Raw genomic sequence first — 24,112 nt, forward strand, 5'->3', positions numbered from 1 at the left:
CGGCCGCACCCGAGGAGAGCCATGTCCGTCCCGCGCTGGGAGTACATCACCACCCCGCTGATGATCCACAACACCACGGCGATCCTGAACACCTGGGGATCCGAGGGCTGGGAGCTGGTCCAGATCGTGACCGGTCCCGAGGGCGGCCTCGTCGCGTACCTCAAGCGCCCCGTCGCCGAGGCCGGCGCGTGATCGCCGAGCGCCTCGCGGAGCTCGGCGTCGAGCTGCCCGCGGTCGCGGTCCCCGCCGGCGCCTACGTCCCTGCCGTCGTGCACGGCGGCCTCGTCTACACGGCGGGGCAGATCCCCTTCGTCGACGGCGCTCTGCCGCTGGTCGGCAAGGTCGGCGACGAGGTGTCGCCCGAGCAGGCGAAGGAGCTGGCCCGCACCTGCGCCCTCAACGCGCTCGCGGCCGTCGCCGACGCGATCGGATCGCTCGACCGGGTGACGCGGATCGTGAAGCTCACCGGCTTCGTCGCGTCCGCCTCCGGCTTCACCGGGCAGCCCGGCGTGATCAACGGCGCCTCGGAGCTGCTCGGCGACGTGTTCGGCGAGCCCGGCCGTCACGCGCGCTCGGCCGTCGGGGTGGCGGAGCTGCCCCTCGGCGCTCCCGTCGAGGTCGAGCTGATCGTCGCCTTCGACTGACGCACCGCCCCCTCCGGCCCACGCGGCGGGAGGGGGCGGCGCCCGGTCAGTCCGCGGCGATCGCGGAGGAGATCACCGCCATCACCTGCGTGTCCGCGAGCGTCGTCGTGTCGCCCACGGCGCGTCCCTCCGCCACGTCGCGAAGCAGCCGGCGCATGATCTTCCCCGAGCGGGTCTTGGGCAGCTCCTGCACCACGAAGATCCGCTTCGGGCGGGCGATCGCGCCGATGTGCTCGGCGACGTGCGCCTTCAGGGTGGCCTCGAGCTGTTCGTGTCCGTGGGCCAGCGCCTCGGCCTGGCTCGCCTTCGCGATCACGAACGCGACCACGGCCTGGCCGGTGGTCTCGTCCGCGGCTCCCACGACGGCCGCCTCGGCGACGACCGGGTGCGAGACGAGGGCCGACTCGATCTCGGCGGTCGAGAGGCGGTGGCCGGAGACGTTCATCACGTCGTCCACGCGCCCCAGGAGCCAGAGGTCGCCGTCCTGGTCGCGACGCGCTCCGTCACCCGCGAAGTAGCGGTCGCCGAACTTCGACCAGTAGGTCTCGACGTAGCGCTCCGGGTCGCCCCAGATGCCGCGCAGCATCGCCGGCCAGGGCTCGGTGATCACGAGCAGTCCGCCCTCGTCGGCGCCGACCGGCGTCCCGGCGTCGTCGACCACGTCGATCGAGATCCCCGGCAGAGCGACCTGCGCGGACCCGGGCTTGAGAGTCGTCACCCCGGGCAGGGGGGACACCATCATCGCGCCGGTCTCGGTCTGCCACCACGTGTCGACGATGGGGGTGCGGCCGCCGCCGATGACGTCGCGGTACCAGACCCACGCCTCCGGGTTGATCGGCTCGCCGACCGATCCGAGCAGGCGCAGGCTCGAGAGGTCGAAGCGCTGCGGGATCTGCCGGCCGAGCTTCATGAAGGAGCGGATCGCCGTGGGCGCCGCGTAGAGGATCGTCACGCCGTGCTTCTCGACGATCTCCCACCAGCGGCCGGGATGCGGGCTGTCCGGAGTGCCCTCGTACATCACCTGGGTGGCGCCGTTGGCGAGCGGGCCGTAGACGACGTAGCTGTGTCCGGTGATCCAGCCCACGTCCGCGGTCGACCAGTAGACGTCCGACTCGGGGTGCAGGTCGAAGACCGCGCGGTGCGTGAAGGCGACCTGGGTGAGGTACCCGCCGCTGGTGTGCAGGATGCCCTTGGGCTTCCCGGTCGTGCCGCTCGTGTAGAGGATGAAGAGGGGCTGCTCGGCGGGGAACGGCTTGGCGACGTGGTCGGCGTCGACCGCCACGATCTCCTCGTGCCACCAGAGGTCGCGCCCCTCGTGCCAGGCGACCTCGTTGCCTCCGCGGCGCACGACCAGGACGTGCTGGACGCTGGACTCGCCGCCGAGGGCGAGCGCGGCGTCGACCGCCGGCTTCAGGGGCGAGACGGCGCCCTTGCGCCAGCCGCCGTCGGCGGTGATGACGAGTGTCGCCTCCGCGTCGTCGATCCGCGCGCGGAGGCTCTCGGCGCTGAAGCCGCCGAAGACGACGGAGTGGACCGCCCCCAGCCGGGCGACGGCCAGCATCGCGATGACCGCCTCCGGGATCATGGGCAGGTAGATCGCGACGCGGTCGCCGGCGCGGACGCCGAGGCTCGTGAGCAGATTCGCGGCGCGCTTCACCTCGGCGGTGAGCTCGGCGTAGGTGATCGAGCGGGAGTCGCCGGGCTCGCCCTCCCAGTGCAGGGCGACGCGGTCGCCGTGGCCGGCCAGGACGTGGCGGTCGAGGCAGTTGTAGGCCACGTTCAGCTCGCCGTCGTCGAACCACTTCGCGAACGGGGGCTCGCTCCAGTCGAGCGTGCGCGTGAACGGCCGGTGCCAGTGCAGGAGCTCGCGGCTCCGGTCGGCCCAGAAGGCGAGGCGGTCGGCCGCGGCCTCGTCGTAGAGCGCGGCGGTCGCGACCGCTCCGGCGGCGAGATCGGCCGGCGGCGGGAACCGGCGGGTCTCGTGGAGGAGGTTGTCGATAGCGTTCCGGTCGGCGGCCGGGGCGTCGGGGGGAGTGGACATCTGCGATTCGCTCCTTCGCGAGTGAGACGTTCGCCGGCCCGCGCGGTCGGCGTCGCACCACCGTAGCGCCCGCCTCCAGCGCGGATCGCCGAGCGCCGCAAGCTGGGTGCGGGGCGGGTGTCGGATAAGAGTCCGCAGAGAACAGGATCCGGGCTTGGCGAATCGCGATCCGTCCCCTACAGTTGCATACGGCCGAATGAACTTCGGCCCAGCGGCGCAAGTGATTCCCCCCAATCCAGCGCCGCCGAGGCGGCACCTGTTCCCCCCAATGGGTGCCGCCCCCTTCTTCCCGCCGGCTCCGGCGGAGGGACGCCCCCGCTCGAGCCCTGCTCGCGGGGGCGTTTCCGCGTTGCCGGGACGTCTTCTCGTCGACTGGGCTTCTCTGCGCCGTGGGGCCCCTCCTCGGAGCGGCTCCCTGCCGAGAGCCCCGGGCCGCCCCTGCGCGCGCGTCCGGCCCGGGTCGTTCCTCCACAGGCGCCGACGCGGGCGTCTCTCCTCCGATCGGGCAGGGAGCGCCCCGGCGCGCGGAACGGGCTCCTAGCGTGCCGGGATGACCCGCGACTTCGTCCCCCTCGTCCCCGCCGAGCACCGCCGCGACCCGCTGCCGGTGCGGCCCGCCGCCGCCGGTCTCGGGCTGCTCGCGCCGCACGCCGCGGACCCCGCGGTGACCGACCTCTTCGTGAACGGCGGCGCGGGCCTCTGGATCGACCGGGGCGGTGGTGCGGAGCGGGTTCCGGAGTGGACGCTCGACGCCGCCGGAGCACGGCGGCTGGCCGTCGCGCTGGTCGCGGCCGGTGGACGGCACGTCGACGAGGCGAGCCCGTGCGTGGACGTCAGGCTCCGCCACGGGGTCCGCGTGCACGTCGTGCTGCCGCCGGTGGCGACCGGGGGAGCGCTCGTGTCGGTGCGGGTGCCGCGGTCGGACTCCTGGACGCTCGGGGAGCTGCAGGCGGCCGGGATGCTGGACGACGACGGAGTGCGGCTTCTGCGCCGGGCGGTCCGCGAGCGGTGGAACCTGCTGATCACGGGAGCCGGTGGATCAGGCAAGACCACCCTGCTCGGCGCCCTGCTCGGGTGCGCGGCGCCGACCGAGCGGATCGTGGCCATCGAGGACGTCGGCGAGCTCCGGCCGGCGCACCCGCACGTCGTCTCGCTCGAGGCGCGGCAGCCCAACCTCGAGGGCGCCGGTGCCGTGGGCCTGGACCGGCTCGTGCGGGAGGCGCTGCGGATGCGTCCGGACCGCCTGGTCCTCGGCGAGTGCCGCGGCGTCGAGCTGCGCGAGCTGCTGTCCGCGCTGAACACCGGGCACGACGGCGGTGCGGGGACCCTCCACGCGAACTCCCTCGAGGACGTGCCCGCGCGTCTCGAGGCGCTCGGGGTCCTCGCGGGGCTCGGGCCCGAGGCGATCGCCCGCCAGACGGTCAGCGCGATCGACCTGGTGCTCCACCTCGAGCGCCGCGACGGTCGGCGGCGGCTGGCGGCGTCAGGGACGTTCGCGCTCGACGCGGCCGGACGCTTGAGGGTCGAGGACGGCTCGCTCCCGAGCGCCTCGAGGTCGGGCGCGTGACGGGCCGCGACGGGCTGGACGAGGTCGCGACCGTCGTGCACCGACTGGCCGTCCTCCTCGCGGCGGGAGTGGCTCCCGCGTCGGCTCTCGGGCATCTCGCGGGGGCGGAGGGGGCGGACAGCGGGGACGCGCGGCGGCGGCGACTGCTCCGGGCGGTGTCGGAGGAGGCCGGCCGCGGGGGCGACGTGACGGAGGCGCTGCTGCGCGGGACGCCGGTTTCGCGGCGGAGCGGCTCGGAGCGGAAGCGGCCGCGACGGCGAGCGCCGGACACCGGTGAGGCGACCGCGTGGGCGGCGCTGGCCGCCGCGTGGCGGGTGGCCGCCGACTCCGGCGCGCCGGTCGCCGCCGCTCTCGGCGAGCTGGCGGAGTCCCTGCGCGAGCTGGCGCGCGCCCGCCGGGACATCGAGGTGGCTCTGGCCGGTCCCTCCGCCACCGGGAGGGTCGTGAGCGCGCTGCCGCTGGCGGCGCTGGGTCTGGGGGCACTGCTGGGCTTCGACGTGGTCGGCGTGCTCCTCGGGACGGTGCCCGGTGCGGTCTGCCTGGTCGGGGGAGCCGGGTTGATGGCGGCCGCGCACGCGTGGACGCGGCGCCTCGTCCGAAGCGCGGCCCCGGCCGATCCGGCGCCCGGGCTCGCGCTCGACCTCCTCTCGGTGGCGCTGGCCGGTGGCGGCTCGATCGAGTCGTCGCGCGCCCGGGTCGTGGCGGCGCTCGCCGAGTGCGGGCTCGACTCGGGCGAGCGTGTGCTCTCCGACGCGGACCCGGTGCTCGCCCTCTCCGCGGCGGCGGGCGTGCCGGCCGGACGCCTGCTCCGGAGCGAGGCGGCTCTGGTCCGGGCACGGGCGTCCTCCGGGGCGCGGGAGCGAGCCGCTCGGCTCGGCGTGACCCTGATGCTGCCGCTCGGGATCTGCGTGCTGCCGGCGTTCCTGCTGCTCGGAGTGGCTCCGATGGTCGTCTCGGTGCTGCTCTCGACGTTCTCGGTGGCGGCGTGACGCGGTCGACCGCTCCTCCACAGGGGCGGGATCGGGAGGCGTCTCCACGGATCGGCCGGAGGGTCGATCGGCGGGATCGGGAGTCAGCGATCCTCGGAGGAGGGGCACGGAGCGGGGCGGAACGGAGCAGGACGGATGAGAAGTGACACGGCGATCAGCGGCGGGGGAGTCTCCCGGAGTCGAGGACTCGGTAGGAGCAGGGATGCGGGAAGTGGTGTGCCCGGAACGAGCCGGGGCTCGAGGAGCGGCGGAGGTGCGGCGTCCGGCGGAGGAACGGGCATCGACGTCTCCGCGGGGCGCGTCGAGTGGCGCCGACCCGGGTGGGGAGGTCTCGGCGCTCTGGGCGACGAGGAGGGGTCGGCGACGGCGGAGTACGCGATCGCGACGATGGCCGCGGTCGGTTTCGCCGGGCTGCTGGTGGTCATCCTCAAGGGCGACGAGGTGCGGAGCATCCTGACCGACCTGGTGACCCGCGCGCTCACCGCGGCGGGATGAGAGGCCTTCCGCTGCTGCGCGGGCGGCTCGTCCAGGAGGAGGGCTCGGCCACGGCCGAGCTCGCGCTCGTGCTCCCGGCGGTGGTCGCGGTGCTGGCGCTGTGCCTGGGGTCGGTAGCGGCCTCGGCGCAGTACGTCCGGCTCGTCGACGCGGCCGCCGACGCGGCCCGGTCCGCGGCCCGGGGCGACGACCCCCGCGCGCCGCTCGCCCGGGTGACGGGGGCGTCGCTCACGGCGGGGGAGCAGGACGGACTGGTCTGCGTCGACGTCGCGGCCCGGCTGCGCCCGCTCCCGGCGGTCTCGCTCCCGGTCTCGGTCCGGTCCTGCGCGCTGGGCGGGGGCGGATGATCCGCCGGCTCCCCGGGGCTGTCCGCGACCGGGAGGAGGGATCGGCCGCGGTCGTGGCGATCGGAGTCGTCGCGGGCACGATCCTGGTGACGGCCGCCGTCCTCGCCGGCTGCGCAGGAGTCGTCGGGCACCAGCGAGCGGTCGCCGCCGCGGACGCCTCGTCCCTGGCAGCGGCCGACGTCGCCTCCGGCCTGCTGGCCGGGGATCCGTGCGGACGTGCCGCCGCCGTGGCCCGCGCGAACGGCGCCGAGCTCGTCCTCTGCGACGTCGACGGGGGCGTCGCGAGAACGGAGGCGGCCGTCGCCGCGGGTCCGCTCTCCCTCACGGCGCGGTCGAGGGCCGGCCCGCCGCCCTGAGGGCGGAGGCAGCAGCGGGCGTCGTCCGGACCGAGGTCCGGACGACGCCGCGGGAGCGCGTCAGTCGGAGGAGAGTCGCTGGTACCGGTATGCGGCGGCGGTCGGCAGGGCGCCCGCGCCCTCGTCGTGCTCGAGGCCGCCGGCGAGGAGGTAGATATAGCGGGAGCCCGCCCTCGCCCCGGGGATTTCGAGGCGTGCGGCGGGGGCCTGATCGTCGCCGTATCCCCGGCGGAGGGTCTTGCCCTCCAGCGGTCCGTCGAGGAGCTTGGCCGTGTAGGCGGAGGTCGTGGTGGTGTGCGTCGTTGCCATGCCTCATCATGCGCCGATCGGCGCCGCGCGTCACCCCCGTCGACGGCAGGCCGGGCAGGCGGCTCCGAGGCCGTGTCCAGCGTCCTCCCGAGGTCCCCGTGTCCTCGGGAGGGGGCAAGACGTCCGGGGTCAGTGTGTATGGTGTGCCTGTCGGGCGCCCCCGCCGATGGGGACGCGTCGCCGTTCCCCGCACCACGTCGCCGCGCACCGTCTCCCCGCAGCAGGGGACGTCGGACCACTGGTCGTCCGACCCGACAGCACCAATCGAGGAGAACTGTGTCCGGCACGAAGAAGCTGGTGATCGTCGAGTCGCCGGCGAAAGCCAAGACCATCGCCCAGTACCTGGGCGACGGCTACGAGGTGCTCGCCTCCGTCGGGCACATCCGCGACCTCATCGAGCCGAAGAACCTCCCCCCGGAGCTGAAGAAGGGCCCGCTGGGCAAGTTCTCCGTCGACGTCGACAACGGCTTCGAGCCCTACTACGTCGTCTCCGACCAGAAGAAGAAGACGGTCGCCGACCTCAAGCGCGCGCTGAAGAACGCCGACGAGCTCTACCTCGCCACTGATGAGGACCGCGAGGGCGAGGCCATCGCGTGGCACCTCCTCGAGGAGCTCAAGCCCAAGGTCCCCGTGCACCGCATGGTCTTCCACGAGATCACGAAGGACGCGATCCAGAAGGCGCGCGACAACACCCGGGACATCGACACCTCCCTGGTCGACGCCCAGGAGACCCGCCGCATCCTCGACCGCCTCTACGGCTACGAGATCTCGCCCGTGCTGTGGCGCAAGGTCGGCCCCGGGCTCTCGGCCGGTCGGGTGCAGTCGGCCGCGACCCGCCTGGTGGTCGACCGCGAGCGGGAGCGCCTGGCGTTCGTGTCGGCGAGCTACTGGGACCTCGCCACCGTGCTCGCACCCGAGTCGGACGCCGCGGCGGGCTTCGACGCCCGCCTGGCGCGGCTCGACGGCAAGCGGATCGGAAGCGGCCGCGACTTCGACGACCGCGGTCAGCTGAAGGGCGACGTCACCGTCCTCGACGAGTCCACCGCCGGTGCCCTCGCCGAGGCGCTGCGCGACCCCGCCACCACGGTCCGGGTCTCGAACCTCGAGTCCAAGCCGTACTCGCGCCGCCCCGCCGCCCCGTTCACCACGTCCACGCTCCAGCAGGAGGCGGCGCGCAAGCTCCGCTTCTCGGCGCGCCAGACGATGAGCGTCGCGCAGTCGCTCTACGAGAACGGCTTCATCACCTACATGAGGACCGACTCGCCCGGGCTCTCGCAGCAGGCGCTGAACGCCGCACGCACTCAGGCCGCGTCCCTCTACGGAGCCGAGACCGTCCCGGACAAGCCCCGCCTGTACTCCGGCAAGAACAAGAACGCGCAGGAGGCGCACGAGGCCATCCGGCCCGCGGGCGAGACCTTCCGCACCCCGGACCAGCTCTCGGGCACCCTCCGCGGCAACGACCTCCGCCTCTACGAGCTCATCTGGAAGCGCACCGTCGCCTCGCAGATGGCCGACGCCAAGGGCTCGACCGCCACCGTGACGCTGCTCGCCGAGCCGGCCGGCGACGTCGCGAAGACCGCCGAGTTCACCGCCTCCGGAACCGTCATCACCTTCCGCGGATTCCTGCTCGCCTACGAGGAGGGGCGCGACGAGGAGCGTCACGGCGCCCGCGACGAGAAGGACGCCAAGCTGCCGGTGCTCGAGGTCGGCCAGAGCCTGGTCGTCGCCGAGGTCGAGGCCAAGGGCCACGAGACCTCGCCGCCCCCGCGCTACACGGAGGCGAGCCTGGTCAAGGCGCTCGAGGAGCTCGGCATCGGCCGGCCCTCGACCTACGCGTCGATCATCTCCACCATCGTCGACCGCGGCTACGTCACTCCGCGCGGGACCGCCCTCGTGCCCAACTGGATCGCCTTCTCGGTGGTCCGGCTGCTCGAGGACTTCTTCTCCGACCTGGTGGAGTACGACTTCACCGCCGAGATGGAGGGCGACCTCGACCGCATCGCCGGCGGCGAGGAGGACCGCGTCGCCTGGCTCAACCGCTTCTACTTCGGCGGAGGCACGCACCCCGGGCTCCGACACGTCGTGGACAACCTCGGCGAGATCGATGCGAAGAGCATCAACTCCGTCCGGATCACGGACGACATCACCCTGCGCATCGGCAAGTACGGCCCCTACCTCGAGGTGGCCCAGGAGGAGGGGCAGGAGACGCCGCGTCGCGTCAACCTGCCGCTCGAGCTGGCTCCCGACGAGCTCACGCCCGCCAAGGCGCAGGAGCTCGTCGACGCCCCGGTGCAGACCGACCGCGTGCTGGGAAGCAACCCCGACTCGGGCAAGACCGTCGTCGTCAAGGACGGGCGCTTCGGCCCCTACGTGACCGAGGTCGATCCGGAGCCGGAGACCGCGGCGGATCCCGCCACCGGGGAGGTCGTCGAGCCCGTGCCCGCGAAGCGCGGCGCGAAGAAGCCCGCTGTCGTGAAGCCGCGCACCTCCTCCCTCTTCAAGTCCATGGACGTCGCGTCGATCGACCTGGCGACGGCGCTGCGCCTGCTCGACCTGCCGCGCACGGTCGGTGACGACCCCGAGAGCGGCGAGCCGATCACGGCTCAGAACGGTCGGTACGGCCCGTACATCAAGAAGGGCACCGACAGCCGGTCGCTCACCAGCGAGGACCAGATCTTCGAGGTCGACCTGCCGACGGCGCTCGAGATCTTCGCTCAGCCGAAGTACGGGGCGCGACGCGCGTCGAGCGCGCTGAAGGAGTTCGAGGCGGACCCCGTCAGCGGCAAGCCGATCCGGATCCGCGACGGACGTTTCGGCGCCTACGTGACCGACGGCGAGACCAACGTCACGATCTCCAAGGGCCTGACGATCGAGGAGATCGACTTCGAGCAGGCGGTCCAGATGCTCGCCGACAAGCGCGCGAAGGGCCCGGCCAAGAAGGCTCCGGCCAAGCGCGCGCCGGCCAGGAAGCCCGCGGCGAAGACGACCGCGCCCAAGACGACGGCGGCCAAGACCACGGCGGCCAAGACGACGGCGGCCAAGACGACGGCGGCCAAGACGACGGCGGCCAAGACGACGGCGGCCAAGACGACCGCGGCCAAGACGGCCGCGGCCGCCAAGAAGACGACCGCAGCGAAGAAGCCCGCCGCGCCCCGCGCCACCGCCGCGAGCCGCGCGGCCGCGGCGGCCGCCGCCGAGACGTCGGACGCGACGGAGTCGTGACCGGGCTGTTCGTCACCCTCGAGGGCGGGGACGGCGCGGGCAAGACCACGCAGGCCCGGCTGCTCGAGGAGTGGCTGGGCACGCGGGGCGAGACCGTCGTCCGCACCCGCGAGCCCGGAGGCACCGAGGTGGGCCTGCAGATCCGCGAGATCGTTCTGCACCACCGCGGCGAGATCGATCCGCGGGCCGAGGCCCTGCTCTACGCGGCGGACCGCGCCCAGCACATCGGGACGCTCGTGCGACCGGCGCTCGAGCGCGGCGAGGTCGTCGTGCAGGACCGCTACATCGACTCCTCCGTCGCCTACCAGGGAGCCGGGCGGGTCCTCGACGCCGTCGAGGTCCGGCGGCTCTCGGAGTGGGCCACTCACGACCTGAGGCCCGACCTCACCGTCCTGCTCGACCTCGACCCCGCCGTCGCGCGGGGCCGGCTCGACGCGGCCCGCACCCGCTTCGACCGGCTGGAGGCCGAGAAGGCGGAGTTCCACGGGCGCGTGCGCGAGGCGTTCCTGGCGATCGCCGAGACGGACGCCGAGCGCTTCCTCGTCGTGGACGCCGCTCTCCCCGTCGAGGAGATCGCGGCCGCGGTGCGGGAGCGGGTCGCCGTCCTCCTCGACGGCGCGTCGGCTGTCGGTGCTCGCGGTTAGCCTGGTGGCATGACCGTCTGGAGCCAGCTCGTCGGGCAGGAGCACGCCATCGGCGCCCTGCAGGACGCCTCAACGCCCCGGGACGACCGTGGCCGGGAGTCGTCGTCGATGACGCACTCCTGGCTCATCACCGGTCCTCCCGGGTCCGGCCGCTCGAACCTCGCCTACGCGTTCGCCTCCGCACTGCTCTGCCGCCACGGCGGCTGCGGGGAGTGCCCCGACTGCCGCCAGGTCGCCGCGCGCTCCCATCCCGACCTCGCCGTGCTGACCACCGAGCGCGTGATCATCTCGATCGACGAGGTGCGGCGGCTGGTCAGCAGCTCGCAGTACTCGCCCTCGGTGTCGCGCTACCGCGTCATGGTCATCGAGGACGCCGACCGGATGAGCGAGCGCACGTCCAACGTGCTGCTGAAGGCGCTCGAAGAGCCGCCGGAGCGCACGGTCTGGATCCTGTGCGCCCCGAGCGAGGCCGATCTGCTCCCCACCATCCGCTCCCGCGTCCGCTCCGTGCGGCTCCGCGTGCCGAGCGTCGAGGACGTCGCCGGTCTCCTCGAGCGCCGCGACGGGGTCGACCCCGAGACCGCCGAGCGCGCCGCCCGCCAGGCTCAGAGCCACATCGGGATGGCGCACCGCCTGGCGACCGACGCGAACGCGCGCGAGCGGCGCGAGGAGACGCTCCGCATCGCCCTGCGCCTCCGCGGCGTCTCGGACGCGGTGCTCGGCGCTGCGCGGATGATCGAGGTCGCGACCGAGGACGCCAAGGCGATCACCCTCGAGCGCGACGAGGCCGAGCGGCAGCAGGCGCTGCGCTCGCTCGGCGTCGAGCCCGGGGGCACCGTGCCCGCGCAGCTCCGCTCGCAGCTGCGGGCGCTCGAGGAGGACCAGAAGCGACGCGCGACGCGGAGCCTCCGCGACGGCCTCGACCGGATCCTCGTCGACCTGCTCTCCCTCTACCGCGACGTGGTGCGCCTCCAGCTCGGAGCGCCCGGCGGCGTCATCAACGAGGAGGTCCGGACAGAGATGACCGCGCTCGCCGACGCGACTCCGCCCGACCGCACGCTCGCCGTCCTCGACGCGATCGCGACCGCCCGGCAGCGGATCGACGCGAACGTCTCCCCGGTCCTCGCTCTCGAGGCGCTGCTCGTCGTCGCGGCGCGCCGTCCGGTGGCCGCGTGAGGCGGGGGCGCCGGTCGGCCGTCGTCGTCGCGCTCGTCGCGGCCGCGTCCCTCCTGACCGGCTGCTTCGCGCCCGGCCCGAGCGTCGACCGGACCTCCACCCCCTACCCGCAGACCGTCGACGACTCCCTGGAGCGCTACTACTCGCAGGTGCTGGTCTGGGACGACTGCGGCGACGGCGCTCTCTGCACCGACGCGACCGTCCCGCTCGACTGGGACGACCCCTCGGGGGAGACCGCGTCGATCGCTCTGGTGCGCCGACCCGCGACGAAGGGCCCGGCGATCGGCTCCCTGCTCGTGAATCCGGGCGGACCGGGAGCGTCGGGCGTCGACTTCATCCGCGACAGCGCCGACTACGCGGTCGACTCCGCGCTCGCCGCCCGGTACGACGTCGTCGGCTTCGATCCGCGCGGAGTGGGCGCCTCCACCGCGGTCTCCTGCCTCGACGCCGCGGGGCTCGACTCCTACCTCTACGACATCACGCCGGGGGAGCGGGGCAGCGACGAGTGGATCCAGGCGCAGCGCACGACCGCTGCCGCGTTCGCCGCCGCCTGCGAGGAGCGCAGCGGGCCGCTGCTGCCCGAGGTCGGCACCCCGAGCGCCGCCCGTGATCTCGACGTGCTGCGCGCGGCGCTCGGCGACGAGACGCTGCACTACCTCGGCTACTCCTACGGCACGTTCCTCGGAGCGACCTACGCCGGGCTGTTCCCGGACCGGGTCGGCCGCCTCGTCCTCGACGGCGCGATCGACCCGGCGGCCACCTCGTTCGACGTGGTGCGCGAGCAGGCGAAGGGGTTCGAGAGCGCACTGCGCGCCTACCTCGCCGACTGCCTCCGCTCGGACGACTGCCCGTTCACCGGCACCGTCGACGCGGGGATGGCCCAGCTGAAGCGCATGCTCGAGGACGTGGACGCCTCGCCGATCCGCGCCGCCGACGGCCGGGAGCTCGGCGCGAGCACGCTGTTCACCGCGATCGTCTACCCGCTCTACGACGCCACGGCGTGGGGAGCGCTGAGCGAGATGCTGGCCGGCGTCCGCCGGGGCGACCCCGCGGTCGCGTTCCAGTACGCGGACGCCTACAACGGGCGCGACGCGGACGGCCGGTACGCGGACAACACCACCGAGGCGTTCCTCGCGATCAACTGCGTCGACTACTCCTACGACGCCGACACCGCCTCGATGCGCGCCGACGAGGCCGCTCTCGAGCAGGCCGCGCCGACCATCGGCCGCTACATGGCCTACGGCGACATCCTCTGCAGCGAGTGGCCGGCGGCGTTCGAGGGCTCCCGCGAGCCGATCACCGCGGAGGGCTCGGCGCCCATCCTGGTCGTGGGCACCACGAACGATCCCGCGACGCCCTACGTATGGGCGCAGGCGCTCGCGGGCGAGCTCTCCGCCGGTCACCTGGTCACCTACGACGGCGAGGGCCACACGGCCTACAACAAGTCGACGTCCTGCGTGAACGACGCGGTCGACGCGTACCTGCTCGAGGGGACCGTCCCGGAGGTGGATCCGCAGTGCTGACCGAGCAGGAGCGGTCCCGCGAGCAGCAGCCCGGGCTCCGCGAGCGCAAGCGCCTGGCCACGCGGCGGGCGATCGAGATCGCCGTCCTCCGCCTCGCTAGCGAGCGCGGGCCGGAGCGCGTGACCATCGACGACGTCTCGCGCGCCGCCGACGTCTCCACGCGCACCTTCTTCAACTACTTCGCCTCGAAGGAGGACGCGCTGGTCGGCGGGCTCCCGGTCATCGCCGACGAGACGGCGGCGGCGTTCGTCGCGGGCCGGGGCGCCGTGCTCGAGGACCTGCAGCGGGTCTTCGTCGCCGCGATGGAGGAGCCGCTCGAGGAGGACCGGGAGCTGCACGTCCTCCGCCGCGCGCTCTTCCGCGAGCACCCGCATCTGGTCGGTCTGAAGATCGCGGGCATGCGCGAGTTCGAGCTCGCGGTCGAGGGGCTCGTCGCCGAGCGTCTCGGCCAGGAGGACGACGACGCGGAGCGGGTGCGCAGCCGGGCGCGGATGCTGACGCTCCTCGGGCTCGCCGCCGTCCGCCACGCCTGGGCGGCCTGGGTCGATCACGACGGCCGGGAGGCCCTGCCCGGACGCATCGCCCGCTCCTTCGAGGAGCTCCGCGGCGCGCTCGCCTGAGCCGAGCGCGGCGGTCGCCGCCGCCGCCGCGGAGCCTCTGCTCGACCGCGCCGTCCTGATTCACGCCCGGGGGCGCGAGCAGGCTATGCTGTGTAATCGTGTCCGGGGCTCAGGCCCCGCGTGCACGCCGCCTTAGCTCAGTCGGCAGAGCGTCTCACTCGTAATGAGAAGGTCGTGGGTTCGATTCCCACAGGCGGCTCCCTCTCCCGTCATCCGCGACGTCCCGGCCGGATCCGCGAGTTCCCGGCCTCATCCGCGACGTCCAGGTCGCGTCGAACTCGCGTCGCTACCCTGTTGCGGATGACCGACACGCCTCCTCCCCGCCGTCGCCGCACTCTCGTGGTCGCCGCGGTGCTCGTGGCCGCCGTGCTCGGTGGCGGCGCCTTCGGCGTGGGGACGGCCCTCGGCAGCGCCGCGGAGCCCGGGGCGCTGCCCGTCGTCTCGACCCCGACCGCCACCGCGACTCCCACACCGACGCCGACGGCCACGGCGCGGCCCACCGCCGAAGCGGCGGCCGAGGCACTCCGCACCTGCTCGGTGGCGGGGCTCGCCGCCGACCCGCGCCTGGGCTCGATGCAGGCGCGTGTGGTCGACGCCGCGACGGGCGAGGTCCTGTTCGACCGCGGGGGCGGGACCGCGTCCCGCACCGCCTCCGCCCTCAAGATCCTCACGGCCGCGTCGGCGCTCGCGGTCCTCGGCCCGGACACGCGAATCGCCACCACCGTGGTCCGGGGGAGCGAGCCCGGAAGCGTCGTCCTCGTCGGCGGGGGAGACCTCACCCTGACCCGGCTCCCGACCGGCCGGGAGTCGACCTACGCCGGAGCGGCCCACCTCGACGACCTCGCGGCGCAGGTCGAGAGCGCCTGGGAGGCGGACCCGTCCACCGCCGGGACGCCGATCACGTCGCTGGTGCTCGACTCCTCTCTCTACTCGGGCGAGACCTGGCAGCCGAGCTGGAACCGCAAGGAGCAGGTCGACGGCTACATGCCCGAGATCACGGCGCTCCAGGTGGACGGCGATCGCGAGGACCCCACGGCCTCGACCTCCGAGCGCGGCACGGATCCGGTCGGCCGGGCCGGAGAGGCGTTCGCCGACGAGCTGGACGGCTCGCCCGTGGTCTCCACCGGGACCGCTCCCGCGGGCGCCGCGGTTCTCGGCACGGTGGAGTCGGCTCCGGTCGGCACGCTCGTGCAGCAGATGCTGCTCGTCTCCGACAATGCGATCGCCGAGATGCTCGCGCGGCTCGTCGCGATCCGCACCGGCGCGGGCAGCGACTTCGCTGCCGAGCAGGCCGGTGTGCTGCAGGGGCTCGCCGGTTACGGCGTCGACACGTCCGGGATCGCGATCGTCGACGGCTCCGGCCTGAGCGACGACAACGCGGTCGCGCCGGCGTACTTCACCGAGCTGCTCCGGAAGGTGCAGGCCCGCGAGGGGCAGCTGGGGATCCTCCTGGACGGCCTGCCGGTGTCGGGCCGGACGGGCTCGCTCTCCTACTCCGACCGCTTCGCCGGCGACAACGCCGCGGCCGACGGCGCGGTGCGCGCGAAGACTGGCTGGATCGACACCGGCTACACACTGGCCGGCGTGGTCACCGCGGCGGACGGCACCGAGCTGACTTTCGCGGTCTACGCTCTCGGCGACGTCTCCGACTCGGCGAAGACCGCGATCGACACCCTCGTGACGGGCGTCTACCGCTGCGGATCCTCGCTCTCCGACTCCTGACCCGGACGGGTCGACCTCCCGCTCCTCCTCTCCACCTCCTCCCGGAAGGCCCACGATGACCACCGCACTCCTGATCGTCGACGTGCAGAACGACTTCACCGAGGGCGGCGCGCTCGCCGTCACAGGCGGCGCGGCCGTCGCCCAGGGCATCACCGCGCATCTGGCGGCGCACGCCGACCGGTACTCCGCGGTGCTGGCCTCCCGCGACTGGCACGAGGGCGACTCCGACAACGGCGGCCACTTCGCGGTGGAGCCGGACTTCGTCGACAGCTGGCCCGTCCACTGCGTCGCCGGCACGGACGGCGCGCGGTTCCACCCGGCCCTGGACACCGCTCGGATCGACGTGCAGATCCTCAAGGGGCAGGGCCGCCCCTCCTACTCGGCCTTCGAGGGCACGACGGAGGCGGGCGAGGAGCTCGGCGCCGTGCTCGCGGAGCGGGGCGTCACCGCGCTCGACGTCGTGGGACTCGCGACCGACCACTGCGTGCGCGCCTCGGCACTCGACGCGCGACGGGCGGGGCTCGAGGTCCGCGTGCTCGAGGACCTGATCGCGGGCGTCTCCGAGGAGGCGAGTGCCGCGGCGCTGCGCGAGCTCACGGAGGCGGGAATCCGCGTCGAGCGGTCCGTCTGAGGGCTCGTCCCTCCACAGGGCTCAGGGAGGCGCAGGTCCTCGAGGCTCCCGGCGACCCCGCCCCCGGAGCGATCGCCCGTCCTACACTGGGAGGACGAGAAGCTCCTCCCGGCGCGGTCTGCGCGCTCCGATCCGAAGAAGTGGTTCCCTCCTGTGACTGATTCCGTCGCGTCCCGCGCCGCCGAGACCGCTCTGCTCGCCCGCATCCCCACGCAGCTGCTGATCGGCGGTGAGTGGGTGGACGCCTCCGGCGGCGGCTCGATCGACGTCGAGGACCCGGCCACCGGAGCGGTCCTGGTCTCGATCGCCGACGCGACTCCGGAGGACGGGGTCCGGGCGCTCGACGCCGCCGTCGCCGCCGGTCCGTCGTGGGCCGCGACGGCGCCGCGGAAGCGGGGCGAGATCCTCCGGCGGGCGTTCGACCTCCTGCAGGAGCGCACCGAGGAGTTCGCGCTCCTGATGGCGCTCGAGATGGGCAAGCCGGTCGCGGAGGCGAGGGGCGAGGTCGTGTACGGCGGCGAGTTCCTCCGCTGGTTCAGCGAGGAGGCGGTGCGCATCAGCGGACGCTACGGCGTCTCGCCCGAGGGCAGCGGCCGGATGATCGTCTCGCAGCACCCGGTGGGCCCCTGCTACCTGATCACCCCCTGGAACTTCCCGCTCGCGATGGCGACGCGGAAGATCGCTCCGGCGCTGGCGGCGGGCTGCACCGTCGTCGTGAAGCCGGCCGAGCTCACTCCGCTCACCACGCTCGCCTTCGCGGCGCTGCTCGCCGAGGCGGGGCTCCCCGACGGCGTGCTCAACGTGGTCACCACGTCCTCGGCGGGAGCCGTGTCGGCTCCGATCCTGTCGGATCCCCGCCTGCGGAAGGTGTCCTTCACCGGCTCCACTCCCGTCGGGCGCACGCTGCTGCAGCAGGCGTCCGAGAACGTGCTGCGGACCTCGATGGAGCTGGGCGGCAACGCGCCCTTCGTCGTGTTCGAGGACGCCGACCTCGACCGGGCGGTCGAGGGCGCGATGCTCGCGAAGTTCCGCAACATCGGCCAGGCCTGCACGGCCGCCAACCGCTTCTTCGTGCACGAGTCGATCGCCGAGGAGTTCGCCGCGCGGATCGTGGAGCGCGTGCGCGCTCTGCGCGTCGGCCGCGGCACCGAGGACGGAGTGACCATCGGCCCGCTGATCGACGAGCGCGCGGTCGAGAAGGCGTCCGCGCTGGTGGAGGACGCCGTCTCCCGCGGCGCGCGCCTGCTCACCGGCGGCGATCGGATCGAGGGGGCCGGCCACTTCTACCGGCCGACCGTGCTCGCGGCGGTCGACCGGGAGAGCGAGATCCTGCGCACCGAGATCTTCGGTCCGGTCCTCGCGATCGTGCCGTTCACCGACGAGGACGACGCCGTCGCGCTCGCCAACGACACCGAGTACGGACTGGTGTCCTACGTCTTCACGCGCGATCTCGCCCGCGGTCAGCGGATGATCGAGCGGCTCGCCACCGGGATGATGGGCCTCAACGTCGGGGTGGTGTCGAACGCGGCGGCGCCCTTCGGCGGGGTGAAGCAGTCGGGCCTCGGCCGCGAGGGCGGACTCGAGGGGATCCACGAGTACCTCAGCACCAAGTACACGCTCACCCCCGACCCCTTCGCCTGATCCGGTGGAGCGGATCGAGGTCACCGCGCTCGACGACCCGCGGCTGCGCGACTACGCGCACGCGACCGACGTCGCGCTGAAGAACGCCCGCGGCCCGCACGGCCTGTACATCGCGGAGTCGGCGCTCGTGCTCGAGCGCGCGATCGCCGCCGGGCACCGGCCGCGCTCGGTGCTCGCCCTCGGCGGTTCGGCCGGCGAGGCCGAGCGCCTGGTCGGCCGCTTCGACGTGCCCGTCTTCACGGGCCCGGGTGAGCTCCTGGCCGAGCTCACCGGGTACACCCTGCACCGCGGCCTGATCGCGGCGATGGACCGGCCCGTGCTGCCCGACCCGGCCGGCCTGCTCGCGGGAGCGCGCCGCGTCGTCGTGCTCGAGGACGTGGTCGACCCGACCAACGTCGGCGCGATCTTCCGCTCCGTCGGGGCCATCGGAGCCGATGCCGTGCTGGTGACGCCGCGCTGCTCCGATCCGTACTACCGTCGCGCCATCCGCGTGAGCATGGGAACGGTCCTCCAGGTGCCCTGGACGCGCGTCGGCGACTGGCCGTCGACGCAGCGGCTCCTGCGCGGAGCGGGCTTCACGATCGCGGCGATGGCTCTGACCCCGGAGGCGGTGCCCCTGCGGGACTTCGCCGCCCGCGCTCCGGAGCGCGTCGCCCTCGTGCTCGGCACCGAGGGGCAGGGTCTCACCGCCGAAGCGCTCGCCGCCGCCGATGTCGCCGTCCAGATGAGGATGCGGCACGGGATCGACTCGCTCAACGTCGCTGCGGCGTCGGCGGTCGCGATGTGGGCGCTCGCCGAGCCCTCCTGAGAGGCGAGTCTGTGCCCCGTTGGGGGCGCCACTGAGACGTGAGAGCGCGCCCAGCGCTCGCCGGAAGCACCGACTGCGCTACCGTGGCCGCACTCCTGCCCGCAGCCGTCACGAACGAGGTCGTCCATGCTCCTGCGCACGACGCTCCGCCCGCCCGTCGCGCTGCTCGTCGGAGTCGCGCTCGCACTGAGTCTCACCGCCTGCTCCGGTCCCGCCGCGGAGGTCCCGGACGGGACCGTCCGCGACTCCGGCTCCGTCGCGACCGCCGCCCCGGCGCCCACCGGCACAGCCGATCCCGAGAGCGGCGCGCGCATGACCCGCCTGATCAGCGACTGCCTCGCCCGCTACGGCCTGAGCGACCGGCCGCCGCTCGCGAGCCCGCTCGCGGAGGAGGAGGTCCGCCTGGCGGCGCAGCGCGCCCGGGACGCGTACGACGCCACCCTGACCGACTGCTCGGCGCAGGCGCTCGCGTCCGGAGAGCCGAGCAGTGATCCGACGGGGGAGCCCGGCAGCGAGCCGACCGACGATCCCGACGCCGACTCCACCCCCGCTCCGGCGGGTTGACCGTGCGACTCGAGGGGACGTCCGCGCTGATCGCGGGGGGAGCGTCCGGACTGGGAGCCGCGACGGCGACGGCGCTCGACGCCGCAGGAGCGCACGTGGTCGTGCTCGATCTGCCGCACGCGGTGGAGGCCGCGCGTCTGCCCGCCTCCGTGCAGCTGATCGCCGGGGACGTCCTCGATCCGGACGCCGTCTCGAGCGCCGTGGAGGCGGCGGGGGAGCTGCGCGTCGCCGTGAGCTGTGCGGGCGTGGCCACACCCGGGCGGCTGCTCGGACGCGACGGGCCGCTGCCGCTCGAGCAGTTCGAGCGGGTGCTGCGGATAAACACGACCGGGACGCTCAACGTGCTGCGCCTCGCCGCGGCGTCGATCGCCGAGCGGGAGCCGGTCGACGGGGAGCGGGGAGTCCTGGTGACGACCGCCTCCGTCGCCGCCTTCGAGGGGCAGATCGGGCAGGCGGCCTACGCCGCGTCGAAGGGAGCCGTGGCGGCGATGACCCTGCCGCTCGCGCGCGAGCTCGCGGCCCGGCTCGTGCGCGTGGTGTCGATCGCACCGGGCACGTTCGACACGCCCCTGCTCGCCGGGCTGCCGGACAGGGCCCGCGAGGCGCTCGGCTCGGCGACGCCGCATCCGGCTCGCCTCGGACGCCCCGAGGAGTTCGCGGCCCTGGTGCGGCACATCGTCGAGAACCCCATGATCAACGGCGAGACCATCCGGCTCGACGGGGCTCTGCGGCTGCCGCCGCGCTGAGGGACGAGCGGGCGCAGGCTGCCGGTCGAGACGTGCGGGCGTCTCGACACGCCGCTGCGCGGCTGGTCGACCGGCATGAGGCAGCGGCGGTCGCGAGACGCCGCTGCGGCGTCCGTCAGACGAGCAGCTGGTGCTTGGCGAGGTCCCGGTAGAGCGGCGTCGACTCGACGAGCTCGGAGTGGGTGCCGACTCCCACGACCTCGCCCTTCTGCAGCACGACGATGCGGTCGGAATCGACCACCGTCGACAGGCGGTGCGCGATCACCAGCAGGGTCCGGTTCTCGGCGACCGCGTCGATCGCCAGGCGCAGGCGCTGCTCGTTGAGTCCGTCGAGGCTCGACGTGGACTCGTCCAGCAGCAGGATCGGCGGGGCCGCCAGGAGCGCGCGGCCGATCGCGAGGCGCTGACGCTCACCGCCCGAGAGCATCACTCCGCTCTCGCCCACCGGCGCGTGCAGGCCGAGCGGGTTGCGCTCGAGCACGTCGGTCAGGTTCACCGCCTCGAGCACCCGGAGGCAGTCGGCGTCGTCGGCGTCAGGGCGGCCGAGGACGAGGTTCTCGCGGATGGTGCCGGCTAGGACCGGGGCGTCCTGCTCGACGTAGCCGATCTGCGCGCGGAGCGCGTCGCGGTCGATGGCCGTGATATCGACACCGCCGAGTCGGACGACGCCGGCCTCCGGGTCGTAGAACCGCTCGATGAGGGCGAGGATCGTGCTCTTGCCCGCTCCCGACGGCCCTACCAGGGCGGTGCGCTTGCCGCGCGGCACGGTGAAGGAGACGCCGCGCAGGACGGTGCGGTCGCGCTCGTCCGCTACGGCCGCCGCGTCGGGCACGGCGCCCTCCTCGTAGGAGAACACCACGTCCTCGAAGGAGATGGCCTCCTCCGCCACGCCGGCGCCGAGGCCGCCCGCGGAGGCGTCGCCGTCGCCCTCGATCGGCAGATCGATGATCTCCTGGATGCGGCCGAGGGCGCCCAGCGCCGAGTTCACCGAGGTGATGGCGCCGATGAAGTTGCCGAGCGGCATCACCATCATGAAGAGGAAGAGGATGAACGAGACCAGCTGGGCGATGTCGATCGCGCCGGACGCGACGCGGTAGCCGCCGACGCCGAGGACGGCGAGGAAGGCGACCTGCATGGCGATCCCCGCCACCGGCACCACGAGGGCCGAGACGTGCGCGACGCGGATCCCGAGGCGGTACGCCTCCGTCGCGTGCTGGTCGACGACCGCGATCTCGCGATCGGTGGCTCCGGCGGCACGGATCGTCCGGACGGCGCTGATGGCGCGCTCGACGGCCGCGGCCAGATCGCCGACCTTCTCCTGCGCCTTGCGGCTGGCGGTGCGGATGCCGCGGCCGAGGGTCAGCGCGAGCCCGAGGGCCACCGCCACCACCGCCACGATGATCAGCAGCAGCACCCAGTCGATGACGGCCATCGCGATGATCGCGCCGACGAAGACGAGGGAGCCCGCGATCGAGTCGACGAGCCCCTGGGTCAGCACCGCGCGCAGGAGCGTGGAGTCGGAGCCGACGCGCGAGACGAGGTCGCCGGTGCGGCGCGCGTCGAACTCCCGGATGGGGAGGCGCAGCAGCCGTGCGACGAGGCGGCGGCGGCTCGAGAGCACGATCCCCTCGCCGGTGCGCTGGAGCAGGTAGTGCGCGAAGCCCGAGATGAGCCCGGAGGCCACGACCAGGCCGACGAGGGCCCACACCAGCGGGCCGAGATCGAGACCGGACTGGACCCGGGTGATGACCTGGCCGACGAGCAGGGGCTGGCCGAGGCTCGCCGCCGCTCCGAACAGACTGAGGACCACGACGACCGAGAGGATGCCGCGGTGCTCGAGCAGGTAGGGCACGAGCTGCGAGAAGGAGGCGCGGGGTCCGTCGTCGCGGGAGGGTCGTCGTCCGCCGCGCCGGGAGGTGGTGGTGCTCATCGCCGTCCATTCTGCCCCGTCGTCGCTGCGAGCAGGCCGCCAGAGGGCGGGCCCGGTGCTCAGGGAGGGAGCGGAGACGCGGACGGCCCGCCGGGGGATCCCGTCGGGCCGTCCTCTGCAGGGAGTCCTACGAGACGTTGTCGTGGTACGACGCGTTCTTCGTCTCCTTGGAGAGCAGGAGCGCGATCAGCGTCAGCACGGCCGCTGCGCTGAGGTAGAGGCCGACCAGCACGGTGCTGCCGCCCGCCGCCCTCCACAGCGCGACCGCGATGATCGGCGCGAGGGCCGCTCCGAGGATCGATGCGAGGTTGTACGCCATCGCCGAGCCGGTGTAGCGGACGTTGGTCGGGAACAGCTCGGGGAGGACGGCGCCCATCGGGCCGAAGGTCAGGCCCATCAGCGTGAAGCCGAGGATCAGGACCGCCATGACGCCCGCGAAGCCGGCGCTGAACAGGGGCACGAAGAGCAGGCCGAAGACGAGGATCGCCGCGGTCACCACGAGCAGCGTGCGCCGGCGGCCGAAGCGCTCCGCGAGCGGGCCGGAGACGAGCGTGAAGATCCCGAAGAACACGACGCCGACGATCAGCATGACGAGGAAGTCGTTGCGCGTGTAGCCGAGGCCCGGAACCGCGCCGTCGACGGGCGAGGTGCCGTAAGTCAGCGTGAACGTGGTCATGAGGTAGAAGAGCACGTAGGTCGCCAGCATGATGAAGGTGCCCAGGATGAGCGGGCGCCAGCTGGTGACGAAGACGCGGGCGAGGGGCAGCTTGGCGACCTCGCCCTTCTCGACGACCTTCTGGAACGCGGGCGTCTCGACGAGCTTGAACCGCACGTAGAGCCCGATGATCACGAGCACGGCGCTCGCCAGGAACGGCACGCGCCAGCCCCAGGCCGCGAATGTCTCGTCGCTCATCGTGCTCGCGAGCACCAGGAACAGGACGTTGGCGACGATGAAGCCGATCGGTGCGCCCAGCTGCGGGAAGGTGCCGTAGATGGCGCGCTTGCCGGCCGGTGCGTTCTCGGTCGCGAGCAGCGCGGCTCCGGACCACTCGCCGCCGAGGCCGAGGCCCTGGCAGAAGCGCATCACGACGAGCAGGAACGGAGCGAGGAACTCCCAGCCGGGCGTGAGCGCGGTGGGCAGGCAGCCGATCAGGAAGGTCGCGACGCCCATGGTGAGCAGCGAGGCGACGAGGGTGCCCTTGCGGCCGACGCGGTCGCCGAAGTGGCCGAAGATGATCGACCCGATCGGGCGCGCGATGAACGCGACGCCGAAGACGGCGAAGGAGGCGAGGAGGGCCGTGGCCGGGTCCTCGTTGACGAAGAAGAGCGACGGGAAGACCAGGACGGCGGCGGTCGCGTAGGCGTAGAAGTCGTAGAACTCGATCGAGGTGCCGATGAGGCTGGCGAGGATGACGCGGCCGCGGGAGTTCTGCGGGGCGGCTGCTGGCGCGTCGGAGACGGCGGGAGAGGACATGAGGGAGGGGCTCCGTGTGGACGGCGACTCCCCCTGAGCCGGCGGGGCGGGGCGTCGATCGGGCGTCGCGGACCGCTGGGGCGAGGGGGAGGAGAGAGGGGTCGCTCGTGACGACCCGACCACTTTACTCCGTGTTCTCCCAGGTTCGTGTGCGGGCGGCCCCAGGACGGGGGCCGCCCGCAGTGGTTCAGCTGCGCAGCGAGCGGAGGAGCAGAGCGGTCGAGACCGCCGCCTCGGCCGCCTCGCGCCCCTTGTCCTCCTTCGAGCCGGGAAGGCCCGCGCGATCGATGCCCTGCTGCTCGGTGTCGAGGGTGAGCACGCCGAAGCCGACCGGCTTGCCCGTCAGGATCGAGACGGTGGTGAGCCCGGAGGTGGCGGCGTCCGAGACGTACTCGAAGTGCGGGGTGCCGCCGCGGATGATCACGCCGAGGGCGACGACCGCGTCGGCCCCCGCCTCCAGGGCCGCCTTCGAGGCGACGGGCAGCTCGAACGAGCCGGGCACGCGCACGAGCGACCAGGACGCTCCGGCCTCGTCGAGGGCTCGGCTCGCTCCGGCGATCAGGCCGTCGCTGATCTGCTCGTGCCAGGTGCCCGCGATGACGACGACGCGCAGTCCCGCGCCGTCGAGAGGGGAGGTGGTGGGGGCGCCGCTACCGGCCATTG

Annotated in this window: 23 protein-coding genes and 1 tRNA gene; 19 read left to right on the forward strand and 5 right to left on the reverse strand. The window is 73.5% G+C overall.

Features of this window, described 5'->3' with window-relative positions; translation table 11 throughout:
- The first annotated feature begins 21 nt into the window (after window positions 1-21).
- Complete coding sequence (locus tag C5C53_RS17145) at window positions 22-192, forward strand: hypothetical protein (RefSeq protein ID WP_164861113.1); 171 nt, start codon at window positions 22-24, stop codon at window positions 190-192.
- On the forward strand, window positions 189-644 hold the full coding sequence (locus C5C53_RS10630) for a RidA family protein (protein WP_219812178.1): 456 nt from the start codon (window positions 189-191) through the stop codon (window positions 642-644). Before C5C53_RS17145 ends, C5C53_RS10630 begins: the two co-directional genes overlap by 4 nt.
- 46 nt (window positions 645-690) lie before the next feature.
- Here C5C53_RS10630 and acs read toward each other — a convergent pair whose 3' ends face one another.
- Window positions 691-2,685, reverse strand: a complete 1,995-nt coding sequence (gene acs / locus C5C53_RS10635; RefSeq protein ID WP_104267507.1) for an acetate--CoA ligase — start codon at window positions 2,683-2,685, stop codon at window positions 691-693.
- Between the two features lie 550 nt (window positions 2,686-3,235).
- Here acs and C5C53_RS10640 point away from each other — a divergent pair.
- From C5C53_RS10640 to C5C53_RS10660, 5 genes are all read left to right on the forward strand, one after another.
- The gene (locus C5C53_RS10640) at window positions 3,236-4,252 is read left to right on the forward strand and encodes a TadA family conjugal transfer-associated ATPase (RefSeq protein WP_104267508.1); all 1,017 of its coding nucleotides are present in this window, start codon (window positions 3,236-3,238) and stop codon (window positions 4,250-4,252) included.
- Window positions 4,249-5,241: a type II secretion system F family protein gene (locus C5C53_RS10645; RefSeq protein ID WP_104267509.1), complete on the forward strand. Its 993-nt coding sequence runs from the start codon at window positions 4,249-4,251 to the stop codon at window positions 5,239-5,241. The genes C5C53_RS10640 and C5C53_RS10645 overlap by 4 nt, the downstream gene beginning before the upstream one ends.
- 216 nt (window positions 5,242-5,457) lie before the next feature.
- Complete coding sequence (locus C5C53_RS10650) at window positions 5,458-5,736, forward strand: DUF4244 domain-containing protein (protein WP_244229600.1); 279 nt, start codon at window positions 5,458-5,460, stop codon at window positions 5,734-5,736.
- Window positions 5,733-6,083: a TadE family type IV pilus minor pilin gene (locus tag C5C53_RS10655; RefSeq protein ID WP_104222193.1), complete on the forward strand. Its 351-nt coding sequence runs from the start codon at window positions 5,733-5,735 to the stop codon at window positions 6,081-6,083. Before C5C53_RS10650 ends, C5C53_RS10655 begins: the two co-directional genes overlap by 4 nt.
- On the forward strand, window positions 6,080-6,439 hold the full coding sequence (locus tag C5C53_RS10660) for an Rv3654c family TadE-like protein (RefSeq protein ID WP_104222195.1): 360 nt from the start codon (window positions 6,080-6,082) through the stop codon (window positions 6,437-6,439). The genes C5C53_RS10655 and C5C53_RS10660 overlap by 4 nt, the downstream gene beginning before the upstream one ends.
- Window positions 6,440-6,499: 60 nt before the next feature.
- On the opposite strand, the gene C5C53_RS10665 is transcribed toward C5C53_RS10660, so the two are convergent.
- Window positions 6,500-6,748, reverse strand: coding sequence for a hypothetical protein (locus C5C53_RS10665; protein WP_104222197.1), 249 nt, complete (start codon window positions 6,746-6,748; stop codon window positions 6,500-6,502).
- A 276-nt stretch (window positions 6,749-7,024) separates the two neighbouring features.
- Between C5C53_RS10665 and topA the strand changes: the two genes are divergently transcribed.
- The 12 genes from topA (at window position 7,025) to C5C53_RS10725 (ending at window position 20,045) form a co-directional block, all read left to right on the forward strand.
- Window positions 7,025-9,970, forward strand: a complete 2,946-nt coding sequence (topA, locus tag C5C53_RS10670) for a type I DNA topoisomerase (RefSeq protein ID WP_104267510.1) — start codon at window positions 7,025-7,027, stop codon at window positions 9,968-9,970.
- The gene (gene tmk, locus C5C53_RS10675; protein ID WP_104267511.1) at window positions 9,967-10,614 is read left to right on the forward strand and encodes a dTMP kinase; all 648 of its coding nucleotides are present in this window, start codon (window positions 9,967-9,969) and stop codon (window positions 10,612-10,614) included. The genes topA and tmk overlap by 4 nt, the downstream gene beginning before the upstream one ends.
- A 9-nt stretch (window positions 10,615-10,623) precedes the next feature.
- Window positions 10,624-11,790 (forward strand): DNA polymerase III subunit delta', encoded by a 1,167-nt coding sequence (locus tag C5C53_RS10680; RefSeq protein ID WP_104222203.1) that lies wholly within the window; start codon window positions 10,624-10,626, stop codon window positions 11,788-11,790.
- Window positions 11,787-13,313, forward strand: coding sequence for an alpha/beta hydrolase (locus tag C5C53_RS10685; protein WP_104267512.1), 1,527 nt, complete (start codon window positions 11,787-11,789; stop codon window positions 13,311-13,313). The genes C5C53_RS10680 and C5C53_RS10685 overlap by 4 nt, the downstream gene beginning before the upstream one ends.
- The gene (locus C5C53_RS17150) at window positions 13,307-13,933 is read left to right on the forward strand and encodes a TetR/AcrR family transcriptional regulator (RefSeq protein ID WP_181027157.1); all 627 of its coding nucleotides are present in this window, start codon (window positions 13,307-13,309) and stop codon (window positions 13,931-13,933) included. The genes C5C53_RS10685 and C5C53_RS17150 overlap by 7 nt, the downstream gene beginning before the upstream one ends.
- Window positions 13,934-14,059: 126 nt before the next feature.
- Window positions 14,060-14,132, forward strand: a tRNA-Thr gene (locus C5C53_RS10695).
- Window positions 14,133-14,233: 101 nt separating this feature from the next.
- The gene (gene dacB / locus C5C53_RS10700) at window positions 14,234-15,655 is read left to right on the forward strand and encodes a D-alanyl-D-alanine carboxypeptidase/D-alanyl-D-alanine-endopeptidase (protein ID WP_104247330.1); all 1,422 of its coding nucleotides are present in this window, start codon (window positions 14,234-14,236) and stop codon (window positions 15,653-15,655) included.
- 55 nt (window positions 15,656-15,710) lie between these two features.
- Window positions 15,711-16,286, forward strand: coding sequence for a nicotinamidase (locus tag C5C53_RS10705; RefSeq protein ID WP_104227241.1), 576 nt, complete (start codon window positions 15,711-15,713; stop codon window positions 16,284-16,286).
- 153 nt (window positions 16,287-16,439) lie between these two features.
- The gene (locus C5C53_RS10710) at window positions 16,440-17,927 is read left to right on the forward strand and encodes an NAD-dependent succinate-semialdehyde dehydrogenase (protein ID WP_104267514.1); all 1,488 of its coding nucleotides are present in this window, start codon (window positions 16,440-16,442) and stop codon (window positions 17,925-17,927) included.
- A 4-nt stretch (window positions 17,928-17,931) separates the two neighbouring features.
- The gene (locus tag C5C53_RS10715; RefSeq protein ID WP_104267515.1) at window positions 17,932-18,735 is read left to right on the forward strand and encodes an RNA methyltransferase; all 804 of its coding nucleotides are present in this window, start codon (window positions 17,932-17,934) and stop codon (window positions 18,733-18,735) included.
- A gap of 126 nt (window positions 18,736-18,861) precedes the next feature.
- Complete coding sequence (locus tag C5C53_RS10720; protein WP_104227238.1) at window positions 18,862-19,299, forward strand: hypothetical protein; 438 nt, start codon at window positions 18,862-18,864, stop codon at window positions 19,297-19,299.
- 2 nt (window positions 19,300-19,301) lie between these two features.
- Window positions 19,302-20,045: an SDR family NAD(P)-dependent oxidoreductase gene (locus tag C5C53_RS10725; protein WP_104267516.1), complete on the forward strand. Its 744-nt coding sequence runs from the start codon at window positions 19,302-19,304 to the stop codon at window positions 20,043-20,045.
- A 115-nt stretch (window positions 20,046-20,160) separates the two neighbouring features.
- Here the strand turns inward: C5C53_RS10725 and C5C53_RS10730 are convergent, their stop codons facing one another.
- The 3 genes from C5C53_RS10730 to ribH form a co-directional block, all read right to left on the reverse strand.
- Window positions 20,161-21,975, reverse strand: a complete 1,815-nt coding sequence (locus tag C5C53_RS10730) for an ABC transporter ATP-binding protein (protein ID WP_104233721.1) — start codon at window positions 21,973-21,975, stop codon at window positions 20,161-20,163.
- A 127-nt stretch (window positions 21,976-22,102) separates the two neighbouring features.
- Complete coding sequence (locus C5C53_RS10735; RefSeq protein ID WP_104222221.1) at window positions 22,103-23,449, reverse strand: MFS transporter; 1,347 nt, start codon at window positions 23,447-23,449, stop codon at window positions 22,103-22,105.
- Window positions 23,450-23,636: 187 nt separating this feature from the next.
- Window positions 23,637-24,110, reverse strand: coding sequence for a 6,7-dimethyl-8-ribityllumazine synthase (ribH, locus tag C5C53_RS10740; protein ID WP_104250609.1), 474 nt, complete (start codon window positions 24,108-24,110; stop codon window positions 23,637-23,639).
- Window positions 24,111-24,112: the final 2 nt, after the last annotated feature.

This window comes from Rathayibacter sp. AY1E3 (assembly GCF_002932235.1).
Classification (GTDB): Bacteria; Actinomycetota; Actinomycetes; order Actinomycetales; family Microbacteriaceae; genus Rathayibacter.